Origin of the sequence: Micromonospora sp. HK10 (assembly GCF_000982955.1) — a bacterium.
In the GTDB taxonomy this organism is placed as follows: Bacteria; Actinomycetota; Actinomycetes; order Mycobacteriales; family Micromonosporaceae; genus Micromonospora.
On the sequence record NZ_KQ058821.1, the window covers coordinates 17,025 to 37,324 of the forward strand.

The following is a 20,300-nucleotide window of genomic DNA, read 5'->3' on the forward strand; positions in this document are numbered from 1 at the left end:
CTGGCGGGCGCCGCGTCGGGCGGGCCGGTCACCACCGGTCGTGCACCTGCGGGCGGATCAGCTCGTCGTAGGTGGCGCGGACGGCGGTCAGCTCCACCTCGGTCAGCGGCGGCAGGTCGGCGGCGGCCGCGTTGCGCCGGGCCTGCTCGGCGTTGCGGGCGCCGGGGATGACCACGGTGACGCCGGGCTGGTCGAGGATCCAGCGGAGCGCGAACTGCGCCATCGTGCGGTCCGCGCCGACCAGCGGGGCGAGCCGGCGCACGGCGGCCAGGCCCAGGTCGTAGTCGACCCCGGAGAAGGTCTCCCCGACGTCGAACGACTCGCCGTGCCGGTTGAAGGTCCGGTGGTCGTCGGCCGGGAAGGTGGTGTGCTCGTCGTACCGGCCGGAGAGCAGGCCGCTGGCGAGCGGCACCCGGGCGATGATGCCGACCCCGGCCGCCGCGGCGGCGGGCAGCACCCGCTCCAGCGGCTTGAGCCGGACCGCGTTGAGGATGATCTGCACGCTGGCCACGCCCGGCCGGGCGATCGCGGTGAGCGCCTGGTCGCAGGTCTCCACGCTGACCCCGTACCCGGCGACGCGTTCCTCGGCGACCAGGGTGTCCAGGGCGTCGAAGACCCGGTCGTCGGCGAAGACGGCGCTGGGCGGGCAGTGCATCTGCACCAGGTCGAGGGTGTCCACCCCGAGGTTGGCCCGGGACCGGTCGGTCCAGGACCGGAAGTTGTCCAGCGTGTACGCCTCGGGCGTCTGCGGCACCCGCCGGCCCATCTTGGTGGCCACGGTCAGCCCGTGCCCCGGGTGCTCGCGCAGGAACCGGCCGATCAGCTGCTCGCTGCGGCCGTCGCCGTACACGTCGGCGGTGTCCAGGAAGGTGACCCCGGCGGCCACGGCGGCGGCCAGTACGTCCAGGGCCGCGCCCTCGCTGACCTCACCCCAGTCGGCGCCGAGCTGCCAGGCGCCGAGTCCGACGATGCCGACGTGCCGGCCGAGCCGGTCGAAGCTGCGCTGTTCCACGACTGCGAGCCTAGTGATCCCCTTGCCCGGCCGCGCGCCGACCCGTACCGTCCAACAAGACGTACGTACGGTTTGGAGGCCGCCATGTGGGACCCGAGCACCTATCTGCGCTACGGCGACGAGCGCTCCCGACCCTTTCACGACCTGCTCGCCCGGGTCGGCGCGGAGCGGCCCCGGGCGGTCGTCGACCTCGGCTGCGGCCCGGGCAACCTGACCGCCACCCTCCCCGGGCGCTGGCCGGGCAGCCGCGTCGCCGGCCTGGACTCCTCCGCCGAGATGATCGCGCAGGCCAGCGCCAAGGCACGCGTGCGCGATATGGCGTCGGGCCGCGTCGGGGCCGAGCCGGTCAGCTTCGCCGTCGGTGACGTCCGGTCCTGGCACCCGGAGCCGGACGTCGACGTGGTGGTCTGCAACGCCGTGCTCCAGTGGGTGCCCGGCCACCGGGAGCTGCTCACCCGCTGGGTCGCCGAGCTGCCCACCGGCGCCTGGCTCGCCGTGCAGGTGCCGGGCAACTTCGACGCGCCGTCGCACCGGGCGCTGCGCGAGGTCGCCGGGCGGGACCGGTGGCGCGACACCCTCACCCCGCTGCTGCGCGAGGCCCCCGTCGACGACCCGGTCGGCTACGCCACGCTGCTGGCCGGTGCCGGCTGCGCGGTCGACGCCTGGGAAACTACCTACGTGCACCTGCTCCCGGCCGCCGCCGCGGACCACCCCGTGCTGACCTGGATGGAGGGCACCGCGCTGCGCCCGGTCCGGGCCGCGCTGGACGCCGCCGGCTGGGCCGACTTCCGGGCCGAACTGGGGGTACGGCTCGCCGAGGCGTACCCGGTCCGGCAGGGTCAGGTGTACTTCCCGTTCCGCCGGATCTTCGTGGTGGCCCGCACCGGCGCGCACGCAGAGGAGAACCCGTGACCGACCTGTCCACCTTCATCGCCGGCCTGCCCAAGGCGGAGCTGCACGTGCACCACGTCGGCTCCGCCTCGCCCCGGATCGTCGCCGAGCTGGCCGCCCGGCACGAGGGACGCAGCCCGGTGCCGGCCGACCCGGAGGCGCTCACCGACTACTTCGCGTTCCGCGACTTCGCCCACTTCGTCGAGGTCTACCTCAGCGTGGTCGACCTGATCCGGGACGCCGACGACGTCTGGCTGCTCACCCACGAGGTGGCCCGGGAACTGGCCCGGCAGCAGGTGCGCTACGCCGAGCTGACCGTCACCCCGTACTCCCACGTGCACCGGGGGATTCCCGCGCCGGCGTTCTGCGAGGCCATCGAGGACGCCCGTAAGCGCGCCGAGGCCGACTTCGGCATCGCCCTGCGGTGGTGCTTCGACATCCCCGGCGAGGCCGGGCTGCCGGCCGCCGAGCAGACCCTGCGGATCGCCCTGGAGCAGCGGCCCGACGGGCTGATCAGCTTCGGGCTCGGCGGCCCCGAGATCGGCGTGCCCCGGCCCCAGTTCAAGCCGTACTTCGACCAGGCCCGCGCGGCCGGGCTGCGCTCGGTGCCGCACGCCGGCGAGACCACCGGCCCGGAAACCATCTGGGACGCGCTGCGCGAGCTGGGCGCCGAACGGATCGGGCACGGCATCTCCGCCGCGCTCGACCCCGAGCTCCTGGCCCACCTGGCCGAACGGCAGATCCCGCTGGAGGTCTGCCCCACCTCCAACGTCCGTACCCGGGCCGTGTCGCGCATCGAGGAGCACCCGCTGCCGCAGCTCGTCCAGGCCGGCGTGCTGGTCACCATCAACTCCGACGACCCGCCGATGTTCGGCACCACCCTCGACAACGAGTACGCGGTCGCGGCCCGGCTGCTCGACGCCGGCCCGGAAGGGATCGCCGCGCTGGCCCGCAACGCGGTGACCGCGTCGTTCCTGGAGCCGGCCGAGCAGGCCCGGCTCAGCGGCGAGATCGACGCCTACCTGGCGGCCGCGCCGCGCTGACCGGACCCGACGGCACCGGCCGGCGCCGCACCTGCGCCGGCCGGTACCGTCCGGCGAGGACCAGTCCGAACCCGGCCAGCACCCCGGCCGACGCCGCCAGCGCGACCAGACCCGGTCGCGGCCCGACGCCGGCGCGACCCGGGCCGTACGCGAGCACCGGGTCCTGCCAGACGGCGAGGGTGAGGGCGATACCCAGCCCGATCACGGCGGCCCAGCGGAGCAGCCGGCTGACGGTCGGCGTCATCACGGTCACCTCACGCCCGGGCTCGACGGGGGAGTGGCGCGCGGCGGGAGCGAGGTGTGGGGGGACCGAACTCCCGCCGCGCGCTCGGCTCCGCCGGCCGGAGTATTGCGGGGCGTCCCGGCCGACGGAACTGATGGGTTCGTCCTTGATGCTGACAGCTCCGCGGGCCGGCAGGGCCGCCGTTAACCCACATCTAAGGAAGACTTGCGGCGGCCCACAGCCGGCGGTCAGCGCGGCCGCGGCCAGCGCCGCGCGCGATCGCGCGGCTCCCGGGCGTCCCGGGCCATCCGGCCGACCAGCCCGAACCGGTTGACCTGCCGGGGCGTGGCCTCCGGATCGGCCAGCAGCATCACCACACTTGCCCCGCCCAGCCGCGCCCGGTCGATGCTCACCGACCCGTTGGCCTGCAGGGCGACCCGCTTGGCGATGTCCAGCCCCAGCCCGGTGGAGCCCTGGTCGCTGGCGCCCCGGCGCAACGCCCGGTCCGGGTCGGGGATGCCCGGCCCGGCGTCGTCGATCCGGATCGCCACCCAGCCGTCGCGCCGGCTCACCGCCACCTCGAACGCGGTGCCCTGCGGGGTGTAGCGGAACACGTTGCCGATCACGGCGTCGAGCGCGGCGGCCAGCTCCGCCCGGGGCACCGGGGCGGGGATGCGCAGCTGCGCGCCGACCACCCGGTGCGGGCGGTTCTGGTCGCCGGCCAGGGCCGACCAGAACACCATCCGGTCCCGGACCACCTCGCTGACGTCGCACCGGGCCGGGGCGGGCTCCTGACCGACGGCCTTGCGGGTGGTCTTGATCAGCTGGTCGACCTCGCCCTCCAGCGTGACGATGGCCTGGCGGATCCGCCGGATGCCACGGCGGCGGTCCAGCTCCGCCTCGCTGAACGTGCCGATGCTGGTGTCGTCGGACTCCAGCGCCTCCGCGTCCAGCCGCAGCGCGGTCAGTGGGGTACGCAGCCGGTGCGAGAGGTCGGCCACCAGCTCCCGCTCGTCGGCGCGCAGCGCCACCAGTCGCTCCGCCATCCGGTTGAAGGCGTGCCCGGCCGCGGTCAGCTCCCGCGGCCCGGTCGGCTCGACCCGTACCCCGAGGTCGCCGTCGCCGATCGCGGTGGCCGCCGTGACCAGGTCGCCGGTGGCGTCCACGACCCGGGCGGCGACCCGGTCGACCACGATCACCGCGGCCCCGATCAGCGCCAACGCCACCGCGAGCAGCAGCAGCCACCGCCCGCCGCCGCCCGCGTCGAGCGCCTTGTCGGGGACGAAGACCTCCACCACGGCGACCCGGTCGCCGAGCACCACCGGGTCCAGCCGGAGCACCCCGCCGGGCACGTCGGTGACCACCGACTGCCGCTGGGCGGCGGCCCGGGCGAGCGCGGCCTGGTCGGCCCGGCCGCCCGACTCGTCGGCGCCGATGCCGTGCACGACCGGGCGGGACGCCGGATCGTCACCGCTGGCCGCGACCGCCCGTGCCACCACCGCCGGGTCGGTGCTGGTGGCCAGCGCGCCGGTGACCAGGGCACCACGGCGGGCCGCGTCGGCGAGCTGTTCGTCCCGGGCCTGCTCGCGCAGGGTGATGCCGAGCGGGACGAGGAAGGCGAGCGCGACGAGGCTGCACATGCCGGCCGTGAGCCAGGCCAGCGTCAGTCTCAGTCCGGCGCCACCAGCCGGAAGCCGACCCCCCGCACGGTGCGCAGGTAGCGCGGCTTCGCCGCGGACTCGCCCATTTTGCGGCGCAGCCAGTACAGGTGAACGTCGATGGTCTGGTCCTCGCCGACCGACGGCTGCCGCCATACCTCCTCCAAGAGTTCCCGCCGGGACACTACCCGGCCGGGACGTGCCGCGAGATAGGCCAGCAGGTCGAATTCCTTGCGGGTCAGCGCCAGCGGCTCCCCGTCCAGCACCGCGCTGCGCTCGCCGACGTCCACCCGCAGGCCACCCACGGTGTGGACGGCCGGCTGCACGGACCGGCTGGCCCGGCCCGCCCGGCGTAGCACCGTGGTGATCCGGGCGTCCAGGTGGGCGCCGGTGAACGGCTTGACCATGTAGTCGTCGGCGCCCGCCCGCAGCAGCCGGACCACCGACTGCTCGTCGTCGCGGGCGGTGGCGATGATGATCGGTACGTCGGTGATGCCCCGCAGCATCCGCAGCGCGTCCGAGCCGTCCAGGTCGGGCAGGCCGAGGTCGAGCACCACCAGGTCCGGGGTCTCGGCGGCCACCCGGCGCAGCGCGTCCAGCGCCGTGCCGACGGCGTGCACGGCATGCCCCCGGTCGGCGAGGGACCGCAGCATCGCGCCGCGTACGACGTGATCGTCTTCGACCAGGAGCACGGTGGCCACGTCAGCACCGTACTCGTCGTGGCAAGTTGATCGCGTTGCGGCGTTCCCGGGAAGCGGGCAAGCTGGGATGGCGATGACGTTCACCCTGTTCCCGGACGCCCGCCTCACGCTCGCCCGCGAGGCGCTGACCGGCCTGTCGGTGGGGGACGCGCTCGGCTCCCGGTTCTTCGTCCCCGGCGGGGCGGTCGCCCCCTGGCCCGACGCGTTGCCGCCGGGCCCGTGGCCGTGGAGCGACGACACGGAGATGGCGTGTTCCGTGCTCGGGGTGCTCGCCGCGCACGGTCGGATGGAACCCGACGCGCTCGCGCTCGCCCTCGCCGCGCACTACGACCCGGCCCGCCGCTACGGTGCCGGCGCGGTCGAGCTGCTGGAACTCATCCGCGCCGGCACGCCCTGGCCGGTCGCCGCCGCGGCGGCATTCGACGGGCAGGGCTCCTACGGCAACGGCGCGGCCATGCGCGTGGCCCCGCTCGGCGCCTGGCACGCCGACTCCGTCCGGCGCGCCGCCGACCAGGCCCGCGCCTCGGCCGAGGTCACCCACGCCCACCCGGAGGGGATCGCCGGGGCGGTGGCCGTGGCGGCGGCCGCCTCGCTGGCCGCCCGAGCCCGGCTCGACGGCGACCGGCCCGAGCCGGCCCGGCTGCTCGCCGCGGTGGCCGGCGCGCTGGATCCGGCCGGCGAGGTGCACCGGGGCATCCGGCGGGCCACCGCGCTGCTCGGCCGCCCGGCGGTCGAGGTGGCCGCGGCGGTGGGCAACGGCTCGCGGATCACCGCGCAGGACACCGTCCCGTTCACCCTCTGGGTCGCGGCCACCCTGCTGCACGACTACCCGGCCGCGATCCGCGCCTGCGTCGAGGCCGGCGGCGACGTCGACACCACCGCGGCGATCGCCGGCGGCGTGGTCGCCGCGTACACCGGGGTGGGCACCCCGGGCGGCGTGCCGGAGGGCTGGCTGGCCGCCCGCGAGCCCCTACCCGCCTGGCTCACCACCGCCGCCTGACCACCGCGCCGTCCCTCGAGCCAGCGTCCAGCAGCCGTAGCGCAGACCGGAGGGCTGGCGCAGCCTGCGAGCGCCTACCCCGGCTCACCGCCTCCGCCTGGCCTGCGGCGCCGTCCCTGGCCTGCGGCGCCGCCCCCTGGCCTGCGGCGCCGTCCCCTGGCCTGCGGCGCCGTCCCCTGGCCGCGCCCACCACCCGCAGCCGGAGAAGCGACCGCGGCCCCCGAAACACACCCACCGACCTGAACCTTCACCCCGCTTCCCGATGTCGCGCCGCGCCTCGTCTCGCCAGCGCAGGAATCCGAGATCTTGGTACGGAACGGCCCCTCTGGGGGCACTTTCCTTCCAAGATCTCCGACGTTCCTACTTGTTGAGAGGCGGATTCCGTTCAATGGGCGATCTTGCGCCTTGGTATGGAGGTTGTGCGGTTTAGCGGCGGGTACTGGCGATGGCGGGCGTGTTGGCGTCGGGGTGCGGGGCGGTGTCAGGGTCAGCGGTGGCGTCGGGGTCCGGGGCGGTGTCAGGGTCAGCGGCGGCGTCGGAGTCCGGGACGGCGCTGGGGTCGGTGGGCGGGGTGGGGGAGTCGGCGGTGTCGGACGGCAGCGTCATGGTGTCGCGCCGGCGGCGGCTGAACAGCCAGCCGATCGCGGCCCCGCCGGCCAAGCCGGCGAGCAGACCGCCGCCGAGCAGCAGGTCGGCGCTCGGCCCGTCGCCGGTCGCCCCGGCCGCCGGGAGCCCGACGCCGGACCCGCCCGGCGCCGCGCCGGCCGGGTCGCCACCGGCGGCGCCGTGCCCGCCGTGGGCCGCGCCGGCCGGGGCGGCGTCGCCGCCGTGCGTGGTGGTGCCGGGTGGTGGCGGCAGCAGGGTCACCGTGGGGGCCGGGTGCGCCCCGCCCGGCGGGTCGACCCAGCGGACCACGGTCCCGTCGGCGTACGTCTGGATCACCTCGAAGGTGAGCCGGTCGGTGGCCGGCATCGGGCCCATGCCGAGTGACAGGCGCGCCGCCGCGCCCCGGGTGCCGGGCATCCGGATCCAGGTCACCGCGTCGGTCACCTGGTCCAGCTCGGCGGCGTGGATGCCGGCGACCGGCTGGTCGAGGCGGCGGGTGGTGATGGTCGGCGCCCAGTCCGGCACGGACAGCGGGTAGACCTCGCCGATCGGGGCGTCCGCCGGCATCTTCAGCTCGATGCGGGTGGTCCGGCTGCCGCTGCGCTCCTCGGGCAGCACCACCGCCAGCTCGATCGCGTCGCCCTGGTGCACCTGGGCGGGCGAGGTCGTGACGGCCACCTCGGCGGCGCTCGCCGCACCCGGCCAGCCCAGCGTTCCCGCCGCCACGGCGGCCAGCAGCGTGGCCGCCCGCAGGCGGACCCGACGGGTCATCGTCATGCTCGTCCCCATCCGTCTCGGCGCGGCCGGCTCCGGCTCCGGCCACACCCGGTAGTTCGGCCCCGGGGACGGAAAGGTTCAACGCCGGGGCGAATTCGGCGACGCCACCGGCCGGGACGTTGCGCCGCGACCGACGGGCCGCGACGGGCGACCGATAGCATCGCAGGGGCGCCGCCGGGCGGCGCCACCCATCGAACCGTCTACGACAGGAGTCACCGTGTCCGCACCCCGTACCCCCGCCGTGGCCGACCCCGTCGTCGTCGCCGCCGGGACGACGGCGGCCGACGCGGTGGCCGCGGCCGGACTGCCGACGACCGGCCCGAAGGCCGTCGTGGTGGTCCGCGACCCGCAGGGCGTGCTGCGCGACCTGGACTGGAAGCCGGCCGAGGAGACCACCGTCGAGCCGGTCGCGCTGGACTCGCCGGACGGGCTGAACGTGCTGCGCCACTCCACCGCGCACGTGCTCGCCCAGGCCGTGCAGGACGTCTTCCCCGAGGCGAAGCTCGGCATCGGCCCGCCGATCGAGAACGGCTTCTACTACGACTTCCAGGTCGACAAGCCGTTCCAGCCGGACGACCTGGCGAAGCTCGAGAAGCGGATGCAGGAGATCATCAAGTCCGGCCAGCGGTTCCGCCGGCGCCGCTTCACCAACCTGGACGAGGCGCGGGGCGAGCTGGCCGCCGAGCCGTTCAAGATGGAACTCATCGAGGTCAAGGGGGAAGGGCTGGACTCCTCCGAGGTGATGGAGGTGGGCGGCGGCGAGCTGACCATCTACGACAACCTCGCCGCGAACGAGGACAAGGTCTGCTGGTCGGACCTGTGCCGGGGCCCGCACCTGCCGAACACCCGGCTGATCGGCGCGTTCAAGCTGATGCGCTCCGCCGCCGCGTACTGGCGGGGCTCGGAGAAGAACCCGCAGCTGCAGCGGGTCTACGGCACCGCGTGGCCGACCCGGGACGAGCTGAAGGCGTACCTGCGGCTGTTGGAGGAGGCGGCCCGGCGCGACCACCGCAAGCTCGGTGCGGACCTGGACCTGTTCAGCTTCCCCGACGAGATCGGCTCCGGCCTGGCGGTCTTCCACCCCAAGGGCGGGGTGCTCAAGCGGGTGATGGAGGACTACGTCCGGACCCGCCACATCGAGGAGGGCTTCCAGTACGTCGGCACCCCGCACATCTCCAAGGAGGGCCTCTTCCACACCTCGGGCCACCTGCCGTACTACGCCGACGGCATGTACCCGCCGATGGAGCTCGAGGGCGCGGACTACTACCTCAAGGCGATGAACTGCCCGATGCACAACCTGATCTACCGGTCGCGCGGGCGGTCCTACCGTGAGCTGCCGATGCGGCTGTTCGAGTTCGGCTCGGTCTACCGGTACGAGAAGTCCGGCGTGGTGCACGGGCTGACCCGGGTACGCGGCCTGACCCAGGACGACTCGCACTCCTACTGCACCCGGGAGCAGGCGCCGGCCGAGATCAAGCACCTGCTCAACTTCGTGCTGAGCCTGCTGAAGGACTTCGGCATCGACGACTTCTACCTGGAGCTGTCGACCCGCGACGAGGCCCGGCTGGACAAGTTCGTCGGGTCCGACGAGGACTGGGCGACGGCCACCGCGGTGCTGGAGCAGTGCGCGATGGAGACCGGGCTCGACCTGGTGCCGGACCCGGGTGGCGCGGCCTTCTACGGGCCGAAGATCTCCGTGCAGGCCAAGGACGCCATCGGCCGCACCTGGCAGCTGTCGACCATCCAGTACGACTTCAACCAGCCGAAGGGCTTCGGGCTGGAGTACCAGGCGGCCGACGGCACCCGGCAGCAGCCGGTCATGATCCACTGCGCGAAGTTCGGCTCGATCGAGCGGTTCATCGGCGTGCTCACCGAGCACTACGCCGGCGCGTTCCCGGCCTGGCTCGCCCCGGTGCAGGTGGTCGGCATCCCGATCCGCGAGGACCACACCGACTACCTCCAGGACTTCGTCACCACGCTGCGCAAGCAGGGCATCCGCGCCGACGTGGACGCCGGTGACGACCGGATGCAGAAGAAGATCCGCAACGCCCAGCAGCAGAAGATCCCGTTCATGGTGATCGCCGGGGACGACGACGTGGCCGCCGGCACCGTGTCGTTCCGCTACCGGGACGGCTCGCAGCGCAACGGCGTGCCGATCGCCGAGGCGGTCGCCCACGTGGTCGACGTGGTCACCTCCCGGACCAACTCCGGCCCGTCCGCCGAGGGCTGAGGCGTACGCAGGGGCCCTGCCGCGCGGCGGACGGGCCCCTGCCGCCCGTAGGATCGCTGCTGTGACAGGGGCGGAACGGCACACGGAGCACGGCACCGACGGCGCGCTGGCGGACGGGCTGGAACGACTCTGGACGCCGCACCGGATGACCTACATCTCCGGCGAGGACCGGCCCGAGGGCGGCTACGAGAAGCCCGCCGGCTGCCCGTTCTGCCGCGCCCCCGGCCTGCCGCCGGAGGAGAGCCTGATCGTGGCCCGCGGCGAGCACGTCTTCGCGGTGCTCAACCTCTACCCGTACAACCCGGGGCACCTGCTGGTCTGCCCGTACCGGCACGTGGCCGACTACACCGACCTGGACGCCCCGGAGACCGCTGAGCTGGCCGCCTTCACCAAGGACGCCATGCGGGTGGTCCGCCGGGTCTCCAGCGCGCACGGGTTCAACCTGGGCATGAACCAGGGCGGGGTGGCCGGCGCCGGCATCGCCGCCCACCTGCACCAGCACGTGGTGCCGCGCTGGGGCGGGGACGCCAACTTCATGCCGGTGATCGGGCGGACGAAGGTGCTGCCGCAACTGCTCGCCGACACCCGGGACCTGTTCGCCAAGGCCTGGCCGGCCTGACCCCGCCTGACCCCGGGCCTGGCCTGATCGGCCTGGCCTGATCGGCCTGGCCTGATCGGCCTGGCCTGACCCCGGCCTGACTGGCATGACCGGCCTGGTCGGCCCGGCCTGACCCCGGCCTGACCGGCCCGGCCTGGCCGCTTCGCGGCGCCGGGGGCGGGGATCAACGACGGCCTCGCCCGACAGTATGATCTTGCCCATGGCCCTGCTGCATCACGCCGAACTGCGCCCCTCGAAGCTCGACCTGCTCACCGCCTGGCTGCCCGGCCGCCCCTGGTTCGCCGGCACCGCCGGCGCGGACGTCACCCGGGTCGCCGCGTACCGCTTCGACGACCCGGCCGGTGAGGTCGGCATCGAGACCATCCTGGTCCGGGCCGGGGACGGGCCGGTCCTCCAGGTTCCGCTGACCTACCGGGGCGCGCCGCTGGCCGGCGCCGACCGCTGGCTGGTCGGCACCATCGAGCACTCCGTGCTGGGCCGCCGCTGGGTGTACGACGCGGCCGGCGACCCGGTCTACCAGGCCGCGCTGGCCGCCGCCGTCCTGGACGGGGCGGGACAGGCCGAGGAGTACTTCGAGGTGGACGGCCGGCGGGAGGTGCGCGCGGCGAGCATGACGGTGCGGGGCGGCCGGCTGGCCGGCGTCGACGCCGCCGGGATCGGCGCGGTCCGCGAGGTGGTCGACGGCGAACCCACCCGCCTGGTGACCGAGCGGGTGGAGCTGGCCCTGGTCCGCCGCCCCGGCACCGGCCCGGCCGAGGGCGGCCTGACCGGCGCCTGGCCGGAGCTGACCGAGCCGGTCGTGCTGGCGTACTCGACGCCGCGCTGAGCTAGCCCGTCGCCGTCCGGCCACCCCGGGTGACGTTCTTCCCCTCGACCGTGCTCGAGGTGACAGGATGCGGCGATGGCAGTCAGCACGCGGCCGCTGGGCCGCAGCGGCATCGAGGTCAGCGCCCTCGGCATGGGGTGCTGGGCGATCGCCGGACCGTGGGCCGAGGGGACCCGGCCGCTGGGCTGGGGCGTCGTCGACGACGCGGAGTCGGTCCGGGCCGTGCGGCGCGCGCTCGACCTGGGCGTCACCCTCTTCGACACCGCCGACACGTACGGGGCGGGGCACGGCGAGCGGATCCTCGGCCGGGCCCTCGCCGGCCGCCGCGACGAGGCGGTGATCGCCACCAAGTGGGGGTACACCTTCGACGAGCGGAGCCGGCAGGCCACCGGGGAGGACGCGTCCCCCGACTACCTGCGCCGGGCGGTGGTCGACTCGCTGCGCCGGCTGGGCACCGACCGGATCGACCTGTACCAGTTGCACCTCGGTGACCTGCCGGCGCCGCGCGCCGAGGCGCTGGTCGGCACCCTGGAGGAGTTGGTGGCCGACGGTCTGGTCCGGGCGTACGGCTGGAGCACCGACCGGGCCGACCGGGCCGGCGGCTTCGCCCAGGTGGCCCGGGCCGCCACCGCCGTGCAGCACGGCCTGTCGGTGCTCCGCGACGCCCCCGCCATGCTCGCGGTCTGCGACAAGCACGACCTGGCCAGCATCGCCCGGGGGCCGCTCGGGATGGGCCTGCTGACCGGCAAGTACACCCCGGAGTCCACGCTGCCCCGCGACGACGTGCGGGGCAGCGCGCCGACCTGGCTGGAGTGGTTCCGCGGCGGCCGGCCCGCCCCGGAGTGGCTGCGCCGGGTCGCCGCGGTGCGGGACGCGCTGACCGCCGACGGCCGGACCCTGGCCCAGGGGGCCCTCGGCTGGATCTGGGCGCGCAGCGACCGCACCGTGCCGATCCCGGGGGCGCGGACGGTGGCACAGGTCGAGGAGAACGCCGCCGCGCTGGCCCGGGGCCCGCTCGCCGCCGACCAGTTCGCCGAGGTGGAACGCCGGCTCGCCGCGCTGCGCGCGGCCGCCCTGCGCGACGCCGACCGCCCCCACTGGCCGATGCCCCCCGTCCCCGCCGCCCGCCCCTGACCGCACCGACGGGCAGGCAGGGGAGAGGCAGGGGCGGGGCGGGTCAGGGGTGGGCGGCGGCTTCCTTGCGGACCTGGTCGGCGAGGTGGGCGGGCATCGGCTCGTAGCGGGCGAACTCGCGGCGGAAGGTGCCGGTGCCGGCCGTCATCGAGCGCAGCTCGACCGCGTACCGGAGCAGCTCGGTGGCCGGGACCTCGGCGCGTACCAGGGTGCGGCCCTCGGCGTCCGGATCCGGCTCGGTGCCGAGCACCCGGCCGCGCCGGCCGGAGAGGTCACCCATCACCGCGCCGACCGAGGAGTCGGGCACCCGGATGGTCACCTCGTCCACCGGCTCCAGCAGGGCCGGCTGCCCCTGCTCGGCGGCGTCGCGCAGCGCCAGGGCGCCCGCGGTCTGGAACGCCGCGTCGGAGGAGTCCACACTGTGCGCCTTGCCGTCGAAGAGGGTCACCCGCAGGTCCACCACCGGGTACCCGGCGACCAGGCCGCGCTCCATCTGCGCCCGCACGCCCTTCTCCACGGACGGGATGTAGTTGTGCGGCACCGCGCCGCCGACGACCTTGTCCACGAACTCGAAGCCGGCGCCGCGCGGCAACGGCGACACCTCGATGTCGCAGACCGCGTACTGGCCGTGGCCGCCGGACTGCTTGACGTGCCGGCCGTGCCCGCGGGCGCCGCTGGTCAGGGTCTCCCGCAGCGCCACCCGGACCGGCTCGGTCTCCAGCTCGACGCCACCGGCGCGGAGCCGGTCGAGCACCACGTCGGCGTGCGCCTCGCCCATGCACCAGAGCACCAGCTGGTGGGTCTCCGGGTTGCGCTCCAGCCGCAGCGTCGGGTCACCGGCCACCAGCCGGCCCAGGTTGCGGGCCAGCGCGTCCTCGTCGGCCCGGCTCTTCGCCACGATGGCCACCGGCAGCAGCGGCTCGGGCATCTCCCACGGGGCGATGAGCAGCGGGTCGTCCTTGGCCGAGATGGTGTCGCCGGTCTCCGCGCTGCCCGACTTGGTGATGGCGCAGATGTCGCCGGCCACCGCGGTGGCCACCTCGCGCAGCGTCGCGCCGAGCGGGCTGTAGACGTGGCCGACCCGCTCGTCGGCGTCGTGGTCCGGGTGGCCGCGCTCGGCCATGCCGTGCCCGGACACGTGGATCACCTGGTCGGGGCGGAGCGTGCCGGAGAAGACCCGGACCAGGGAGACCCGCCCGACGTGCCGGTCGACGGTGGTCTTGACCACCTCGGCGACCAGCGGCCCGTCCGGGTCGCAGGCCAGCGGCGGCCGGGGCGAGCCGTCCACCCCGGTGACCGCCGGCAGCTCGTGCTCCAACGGGGACGGGAACGCCGCCACCAGGCCGTCGAGCAGCGCGTCCAGGCCGACGCCGGTCTCCGCGCAGACCGGCACCACCGGGTAGAAGTGGCCCCGGGCGACCGCCTTCTCCAGATCGGTGATGAGCACCTCGGTGTCGATCTCCTCGCCGCCCAGGTAGCGGTCCATCAGGGTCTCGTCCTCGCTCTCGGCGATGACTCCCTCGATGAGTTCGTTGCGCGCCTCCTGGATGGCGGGCAGGTGCTCCGGGTCGGGTTCGCGGACCGCGGCCGGCAGCCCGCCGGAGTAGTCGAAGACCCGCCGGGTGATCAGCCCCATCAGCCCGGCCACGCTCTCCCCGTCGTCGCCCAGCATCGGCAGGTAGAGCGGGAGCACGTTGTCGCCGAAGACCCGCTGGCAGAGCGCGACCGCCTCGTCGAAGTCGGCGCGCGGGTGGTCCAGCCGGGAGACCGCCACGGCCCGCGGCATGTCCACCGCGGCGCACTCCTCCCAGAGGGCGGCGGTGGCGGCGTCCATCCCGTCGACGGCGGAGACCACGAACAGCGCGGCGTCGGCGGCCCGCAGCCCGGCGCGCAGCTCGCCGACGAAGTCGCCGTACCCGGGGGTGTCCAGGAGGTTGACCTTGACGTCGCGGTGCAGCAGCGGGGCGCAGGACAGGCTCACCGAGCGCTGCTGGCGCACGGCGGCCGGATCGTGGTCGCAGACCGTGGTGCCGTCGGTGACGCTGCCGGCCCGGCCGATCGTGCCGCTGGCCGCGAGCAGCGCCTCGACCAGGGTGGTCTTGCCCGCCCCGGAGTGCCCGACGAGCACCACGTTGCGAACCCTGCCGGGTTCGGTCACCACCGGCGCGCCGCCGGTGACACCCTTCTCGTTCTTCGCCGATGCGGCATTCCTCTGCGCCATCGCGGCGCACCTCCCTCAGCCGGTGTGGTGGCGACCGCCGCGCGCGACGGGGAAGCGGCCCCGGGCGGGTTCCGCGGCGATATCTTCCGGTGATCTCCTCCGGGACGGCAACGCGGACCGGTGTCCCGGTGAACTGGCTCACCTCCCACGCTCGATCTCACACCCGTGACCGGGCCGGCACAAGTACGTCAGGCGGGTCGGGACGACCGGCTGTGTCCCCGGCCGCCGCCGGCCGTTATCGTGGGACCGCCATGGCGAAGATCTTCCAAGTGACGGCCCGCGCGGGCATGACCCGCGTCGTGGAGCCGATCGCGCGCGGACTGCTCCGCGCCGGTGTGTCCCCCAACGCGGTCACCGTGACCGGGACCGTCGGCGTGCTCGTCGGCGCGCTCGGCTTCGGTGCCCGCGGCCACCTGGTCGCCGGCGCGCTGATCGTCACGGTCTTCGCGCTGACCGACCTGCTCGACGGCACGATGGCCCGGATGAGCGGCGGCTCGACCCGGTTCGGTGCCTTCCTCGACTCGAGCATGGACCGGATCGCCGACAGCGCCGTCTTCGGCGCGGTGGCGTACTGGCTGGCCACCGAGCACGCTTACTCCGGGGTGGCGGCGGCGCTGCTCTGTCTCGCCGCCGGCGGGCTGGTCTCCTACGTCAAGGCCCGCGCCGAGGGCCTGGGCATGACCTGCAACGTGGGCATCGCCGAGCGCACCGAGCGGCTGCTGATCGTCGGGGTGGGCGGCCTGCTCACCGGTCTCGGCCTCGATCCGGCCCTGGAGATCGCGCTCTGGCTGCTCGCCGCGGTCTCGATCTTCACCGTCGGGCAGCGGATGGCCCACGTGTACCGGCAGGCCCAGCGGGTCGGCGCGGAGTGAACCTCACCGAGGCGGGCTTCGTCGCGGGCTGGCGCCTGGTCCGGGCGCTGCCCCGGCCCGTCGCGGCCGCGGCCTTCCGGGCGGGCGCCGACCGCGCCCACCGCAAGGACGGCGGGGGTACCCGCCGGCTGCGCGCCAACCTGCGCCGCGTGGTCGGTCCGGAGCTGCCCGAGGCGGAGCTGGAGGCGCTGGTCCGCGACGGCATGCGCTCCTACGCCCGGTACTGGCTGGAGGCGTTCCGGCTGCCGGGCCTGAGCCGCCGGGAGATCCTCGCCGGGTTCCGCCTGGACGGCGCGGAGATCCTCGCCGCGGACGTGGCCGCCGGGCGGGGCGCCGTGGTGGCGCTGCCGCACGCCGGCAACTGGGACGCGGCCGGCGCCTGGGTGGCGGCGACCGGCTGGCCGATCACCACGGTGGCGGAGCGGCTGCCGGACGGCGTCTTCGAGCGGTTCGTCGCGTTCCGGGAGGCACTGGGCATGGAGATCCTGCCCAGCCACGGCGGCCCTCGCCCCCCGTTCGACGTGCTGGTGGACCGGCTGCGGGCCGGTGCGGTGGTGCCGCTGCTCGCCGACCGGGACCTCTCCGCCCGGGGCGTGGAGGTCGACTTCTTCGGCGGCCGCACCCGCATGCCGGCCGGCCCGGCGCTGCTGGCGATCCGCACCGGCGCCCCGCTCTACGTGGCCTCGATGTGGTATGAGCCGGACGCCGCCTGCGCGTCGATCGAGGGCCCGCTGCCGCTGCCGGATCCGGACAGCGCCCCGCTGGACGCGCGGGTGCGCGCGGTGACGCAGCGGATTGCCGACGGTCTGGCGGCGGGCATCGCCCGGCATCCGCAAGACTGGCACATGTTGCAACGGATGTGGCTCGACCAGGGTCCGGGCGGGACGTCCTCGCCGGCGCAGCCACCGGCCACCACTGGGACGGTCTAGGAGGGGGCGCAATGCGCATCGGCATCGTGTGCCCGTACTCCTTCGACGTCCCGGGCGGGGTGCAGAACCACGTCATGGACCTGGCCGAGGCGCTGCTCGGGCTGGGCCACGAGGTGAGCGTGCTGGCGCCGGCGGACGAGGACTCGACGCTGCCGCCGTACGTGGTGTCGGCGGGCCGGGCGGTGCCGCTGCCGTACAACGGTTCGGTGGCCCGGATCGCGTTCGGGCCGGTCTCCACCGCGCGGGTGCGGCGCTGGATCACCCGGGGCGAGTTCGACGTGCTGCACGTGCACGAGCCGCTCACCCCGAGCCTGTCGATGCTGGCGGTGCTCTGCGCGCGGGGGCCGGTGGTGGCCACCTTCCACACCGCGATGACCCGGTCCCGGGTGCTGTCGGCCGCGCAGGGGGTGCTGCAGATCGTCCTCGAACGGATCACCGCCCGGATCGCGGTGAGCGCGCTGGCCCGCAAGGTGCAGGTCGAGCACATGGACGGCGGGGCGGTGGAGATCCCCAACGGGGTGGCGGTGGCGAAGTTCGCCGGCGTCGAGCCGCTGCCGGGCTGGCCGGGGGAGTGCGGGCCGGGCAGCGGCGGGACGCTCGGCTTCCTGGGCCGGTTCACCGAGCCGCGCAAGGGCTTCCCGATCCTGCGGGACGCCTTCGTCGCGCTGGCCCCGCAGCGTCCGGGGCTGCGCCTGCTGGTGGCCGGGCCGGGCGACGCGGACGACCTGTACGGGCAGTTCCCGGCCGCGCTGCGGGACCGGGTCAGCTTCCTCGGCATGGTCTCCGAGGCGGACAAACCTCGCATGTTGCGCAGCGCGCACCTCTACGTGGCGCCGAACACCGGCGGGGAGTCGTTCGGGATGATCCTCACCGAGGCGTTGGCCGCCGGCACCACCGTGGTGGCCAGCGACCTGGACGCCTTCCGCCGGGTCCTCGACGGCGGTCGGGCCGGGCGGCTCTATCCGAACGGGGACGCGGTGGCGCTGCGGGCCGCCCTGGGCGAGTTGCTCGACGACCCGGACGAGCGGGCCCGGCTGACCGCCTGCGGCGACCAGGTGGTGGCGAATTTCGACTGGCCCGTGGTTGCCCGCCGGGTTGTCGAGGTATACGCAGCGGCGATCGAGGCCACCGACGGCCGGGTCATCGACCAGGAGTGGGCGGAGCTGGGCTGACTCCCGTGGCCGGTGGGGCCCGGGTGGAGCGCGCTGGGGCCGGGAACCGTGCGGGCCGGGCGGGAGGAGGAGCAGCACTACGATGCCGGGCATGTGGTGGGTGGTGGGCACGATCCTGGTCGTCGGCCTCGGCGCGGCGTACCTGATCTGGACGGCCGGCCGGGTCCAGCGGCTGCAGACCCGGGCGGAGTCGGCCGCCCGGGCGCTCGACGCCCACCTGTTGCGCCGCGCGGCGGCCGCGGCTGTGTTGGCCGAGCGGCGGTACGGGGTGGAGCTGTACGCGGCCGCCCGGATCGCCCTGGACGCCGTCCCGGAGGAGCGCGAGGCCGCCGAGAACGACCTGACCCGGCAGCTGCGCGGGATCGAGCTGGATCCGGACGATCCGGCCTGCGAGGCGGTGATCGCCGCGAGCCGGCGCCTCGCCCTGGCCCGGCAGGTGCACACCGACCTGGTCCGGGACGCCCGGACGGCGCGGGGCCGTCCGGTGGTGCGGCTGTTCCGGATGGGGCGGGGCCGCGACTGGCCCCGCTACTTCGACATCGACGATCCCACCCTGGTGCCGCGGGCGGACGTCCCCACGGGCTGAGGCGGCGGGCCGGTGATGCCGGCCACAGAGCAGGCCACCGGGGGTTTGATTGGCTGTCGGAACGGCGTTGGGCCGGTCGTAGCATCAACGGCAGCCACCCCCCGCGTACGTCCGAGGAGCGATGACCCGTGTCCGAATCCACCTCCCCGAACACCGACTCCGCCGCCCTGGTCGGCACCGCCCGCGTGAAGCGGGGCATGGCCGAGATGCTCAAGGGCGGCGTGATCATGGACGTGGTCACCCCCGAGCAGGCCAAGATCGCCGAGGATGCCGGCGCCGTCGCCGTCATGGCGCTGGAGCGGGTGCCCGCCGACATCCGCGCCCAGGGCGGGGTGTCCCGGATGAGCGACCCGGACATGATCGACGGCATCATCAACGCCGTTTCGATCCCGGTGATGGCCAAGGCCCGGATCGGCCACTTCGTCGAGGCGCGGATCCTGCAGGCGCTCGGCGTGGACTACGTCGACGAGTCCGAGGTGCTGACCCCGGCCGACTACGCGAACCACATCGACAAGTGGGCGTTCACCGTCCCCTTCGTCTGCGGCGCGACCAACCTGGGCGAGGCGCTGCGCCGGATCACCGAGGGCGCCGCGATGATCCGCTCCAAGGGCGAGGCCGGCACCGGTGACGTCTCCAACGCCACCACCCACATGCGCAGGATCCGGCAGGAGATCCGCCGGCTCCAGTCGCTGCCCGACGACGAGCTGTACGTCGCCGCCAAGGAGCTCCAGGCGCCGTACGAGCTGGTCAAGGAGGTCGCCGTGGCGGGCAAGCTGCCGGTGGTGCTGTTCACCGCGGGCGGCATCGCCACCCCGGCCGACGCGGCCATGATGATGCAGCTCGGCGCCGAGGGCGTCTTCGTCGGCTCGGGCATCTTCAAGTCGGGTAACCCGGCCCAGCGCGCCGCCGCGATCGTCAAGGCCACCACCTTCCACGACGACCCGGACGTGCTGGCCAAGGTCTCCCGTGGCCTCGGCGAGGCGATGGTCGGCATCAACGTCGACGAGATCCCGCAGCCGCACCGCCTGGCCGAGCGGGGCTGGTGAGCGGGCGGGGCTATCGCCTGACGCATGCCCCCGCCCGACGACCCGTGGAGAGGAACGACCGGTGACCGTGCCCCAGATCGGTGTGCTCGCCCTGCAGGGCGACGTGCGTGAGCACCTCGCGGCCCTGGCCGGCGCCGGTGCGGACGCCCGCCCGGTGCGCCGCCCGGCCGAGCTGGACGCGGTCGACGGGCTGGTCGTCCCCGGCGGCGAGTCCACCACCATGAGCAAGCTCGTCGACATCTTCGAGCTGCGGGAGCCGATCGACAAGCGGATCGCCGGCGGGATGCCGGTCTACGGCTCCTGCGCCGGGATGATCATGCTGGCCACCGAGGTGCTGGACGGCCGGGCCGACCAGCGTGGCTTCGCCGGCATCGAGATGACCGTGCGGCGCAACGCGTTCGGCCGGCAGGTCGACTCGTTCGAGGCGCCGGTGCGGCTCGCCGGGGTGGCGGGTGGGCCGTTCCACGCCGTCTTCATCCGGGCCCCCTGGGTGGAACGGGTCGGCGACGGCGTCGAGGTGCTCGGCCGGGTTACCGACGACGACTCCAGGTCGTCGCCGCGTGGCGTCCGACGCGCCGAGCTGGAGTCGTCGTCCGGCCCGGCCGCGGACCGGATCGTCGCGGTCCGGCAGGGCCACCTGCTGGCCACCTCGTTCCACCCGGAACTCACCGGTGACCTGCGGCTGCACCGCTACTTCGTGGACCTGGTCCGGGCCGCCGGCTGAGCCCGGCCGGCCCCGGTCGGGGCGTCCGCC

General features: G+C 74.8%; 19 protein-coding genes. 13 read left to right on the forward strand and 6 right to left on the reverse strand.

Annotated features, from left to right (window positions below; all coding sequences use genetic code 11):
- Nucleotides 1-28: 28 nt before the first annotated feature.
- Nucleotides 29-1,012, reverse strand: a complete 984-nt coding sequence (locus LQ51_RS14260) for an aldo/keto reductase (protein ID WP_046566015.1) — start codon at nt 1,010-1,012, stop codon at nt 29-31.
- Between the two features lie 84 nt (nt 1,013-1,096).
- On the opposite strand from LQ51_RS14260, the gene LQ51_RS14265 reads away from it, so the two are divergent.
- Both LQ51_RS14265 and LQ51_RS14270 read left to right on the forward strand, forming a co-directional pair.
- Nucleotides 1,097-1,924, forward strand: a complete 828-nt coding sequence (locus LQ51_RS14265; RefSeq protein ID WP_046566016.1) for a trans-aconitate 2-methyltransferase — start codon at nt 1,097-1,099, stop codon at nt 1,922-1,924.
- Nucleotides 1,921-2,946, forward strand: coding sequence for an adenosine deaminase (locus LQ51_RS14270; protein ID WP_046566018.1), 1,026 nt, complete (start codon nt 1,921-1,923; stop codon nt 2,944-2,946). The genes LQ51_RS14265 and LQ51_RS14270 overlap by 4 nt, the downstream gene beginning before the upstream one ends.
- Here the strand turns inward: LQ51_RS14270 and LQ51_RS14275 are convergent.
- The 3 genes from LQ51_RS14275 to LQ51_RS14285 all read right to left on the reverse strand — a co-directional run bounded on the left by LQ51_RS14275 (nt 2,903) and on the right by LQ51_RS14285 (nt 5,528).
- Entirely contained in the window at nt 2,903-3,190 is a 288-nt protein-coding gene (locus tag LQ51_RS14275; RefSeq protein WP_156313079.1) for a hypothetical protein, read from the reverse strand. The two genes, LQ51_RS14270 and LQ51_RS14275, sit on opposite strands and share 44 nt — an antisense overlap.
- 227 nt (nt 3,191-3,417) lie before the next feature.
- Complete coding sequence (locus LQ51_RS14280) at nt 3,418-4,467, reverse strand: HAMP domain-containing sensor histidine kinase (protein WP_369799856.1); 1,050 nt, start codon at nt 4,465-4,467, stop codon at nt 3,418-3,420.
- Between the two features lie 371 nt (nt 4,468-4,838).
- A complete protein-coding gene (locus LQ51_RS14285) occupies nt 4,839-5,528 on the reverse strand; it encodes a response regulator transcription factor (RefSeq protein ID WP_046566021.1) in 690 nt (229 codons plus the stop codon).
- Nucleotides 5,529-5,601: 73 nt separating this feature from the next.
- On the opposite strand from LQ51_RS14285, the gene LQ51_RS14290 reads away from it, so the two are divergent.
- On the forward strand, nt 5,602-6,528 hold the full coding sequence (locus tag LQ51_RS14290) for an ADP-ribosylglycohydrolase family protein (RefSeq protein WP_046566103.1): 927 nt from the start codon (nt 5,602-5,604) through the stop codon (nt 6,526-6,528).
- Nucleotides 6,529-6,954: 426 nt separating this feature from the next.
- On the opposite strand, the gene LQ51_RS14295 is transcribed toward LQ51_RS14290, so the two are convergent.
- Nucleotides 6,955-7,911 (reverse strand): DUF1775 domain-containing protein, encoded by a 957-nt coding sequence (locus tag LQ51_RS14295; protein ID WP_046566022.1) that lies wholly within the window; start codon nt 7,909-7,911, stop codon nt 6,955-6,957.
- A gap of 217 nt (nt 7,912-8,128) precedes the next feature.
- Between LQ51_RS14295 and thrS the strand changes: the two genes are divergently transcribed.
- From thrS to LQ51_RS14315, 4 genes are all read left to right on the forward strand, one after another.
- Nucleotides 8,129-10,141, forward strand: a complete 2,013-nt coding sequence (thrS, locus tag LQ51_RS14300; RefSeq protein WP_046566024.1) for a threonine--tRNA ligase — start codon at nt 8,129-8,131, stop codon at nt 10,139-10,141.
- A gap of 61 nt (nt 10,142-10,202) precedes the next feature.
- Nucleotides 10,203-10,760 (forward strand): HIT family protein, encoded by a 558-nt coding sequence (locus LQ51_RS14305; RefSeq protein WP_046566026.1) that lies wholly within the window; start codon nt 10,203-10,205, stop codon nt 10,758-10,760.
- A gap of 199 nt (nt 10,761-10,959) precedes the next feature.
- Entirely contained in the window at nt 10,960-11,586 is a 627-nt protein-coding gene (locus LQ51_RS14310) for a CG0192-related protein (protein ID WP_046566027.1), read from the forward strand.
- Nucleotides 11,587-11,661: 75 nt separating this feature from the next.
- Entirely contained in the window at nt 11,662-12,720 is a 1,059-nt protein-coding gene (locus LQ51_RS14315) for an aldo/keto reductase (protein ID WP_046566028.1), read from the forward strand.
- A 43-nt stretch (nt 12,721-12,763) separates the two neighbouring features.
- On the opposite strand, the gene LQ51_RS14320 is transcribed toward LQ51_RS14315, so the two are convergent.
- On the reverse strand, nt 12,764-14,941 hold the full coding sequence (locus LQ51_RS14320; protein ID WP_046566029.1) for an elongation factor G-like protein EF-G2: 2,178 nt from the start codon (nt 14,939-14,941) through the stop codon (nt 12,764-12,766).
- 251 nt (nt 14,942-15,192) lie between these two features.
- Between LQ51_RS14320 and pgsA the strand changes: the two genes are divergently transcribed.
- The 6 genes from pgsA (at nt 15,193) to pdxT (ending at nt 20,270) form a co-directional block, all read left to right on the forward strand.
- Entirely contained in the window at nt 15,193-15,813 is a 621-nt protein-coding gene (pgsA, locus tag LQ51_RS14325; protein ID WP_046566031.1) for a phosphatidylinositol phosphate synthase, read from the forward strand.
- A complete protein-coding gene (locus tag LQ51_RS14330) occupies nt 15,810-16,742 on the forward strand; it encodes a phosphatidylinositol mannoside acyltransferase (protein ID WP_046566032.1) in 933 nt (310 codons plus the stop codon). The genes pgsA and LQ51_RS14330 overlap by 4 nt, the downstream gene beginning before the upstream one ends.
- 11 nt (nt 16,743-16,753) lie before the next feature.
- Nucleotides 16,754-17,914 carry a glycosyltransferase family 4 protein gene (locus LQ51_RS14335; RefSeq protein WP_046566033.1) on the forward strand — a complete coding sequence of 387 codons (1,161 nt, stop codon included), beginning with the start codon at nt 16,754-16,756 and terminating at the stop codon, nt 17,912-17,914.
- 82 nt (nt 17,915-17,996) lie between these two features.
- Nucleotides 17,997-18,500 carry a hypothetical protein gene (locus LQ51_RS14340; RefSeq protein ID WP_046566035.1) on the forward strand — a complete coding sequence of 168 codons (504 nt, stop codon included), beginning with the start codon at nt 17,997-17,999 and terminating at the stop codon, nt 18,498-18,500.
- 128 nt (nt 18,501-18,628) lie between these two features.
- Nucleotides 18,629-19,546 (forward strand): pyridoxal 5'-phosphate synthase lyase subunit PdxS, encoded by a 918-nt coding sequence (pdxS, locus tag LQ51_RS14345; RefSeq protein WP_082159420.1) that lies wholly within the window; start codon nt 18,629-18,631, stop codon nt 19,544-19,546.
- Nucleotides 19,547-19,607: 61 nt separating this feature from the next.
- Nucleotides 19,608-20,270: a pyridoxal 5'-phosphate synthase glutaminase subunit PdxT gene (pdxT, locus tag LQ51_RS14350; protein ID WP_046566036.1), complete on the forward strand. Its 663-nt coding sequence runs from the start codon at nt 19,608-19,610 to the stop codon at nt 20,268-20,270.
- The last annotated feature ends 30 nt before the right edge of the window (nt 20,271-20,300 follow it).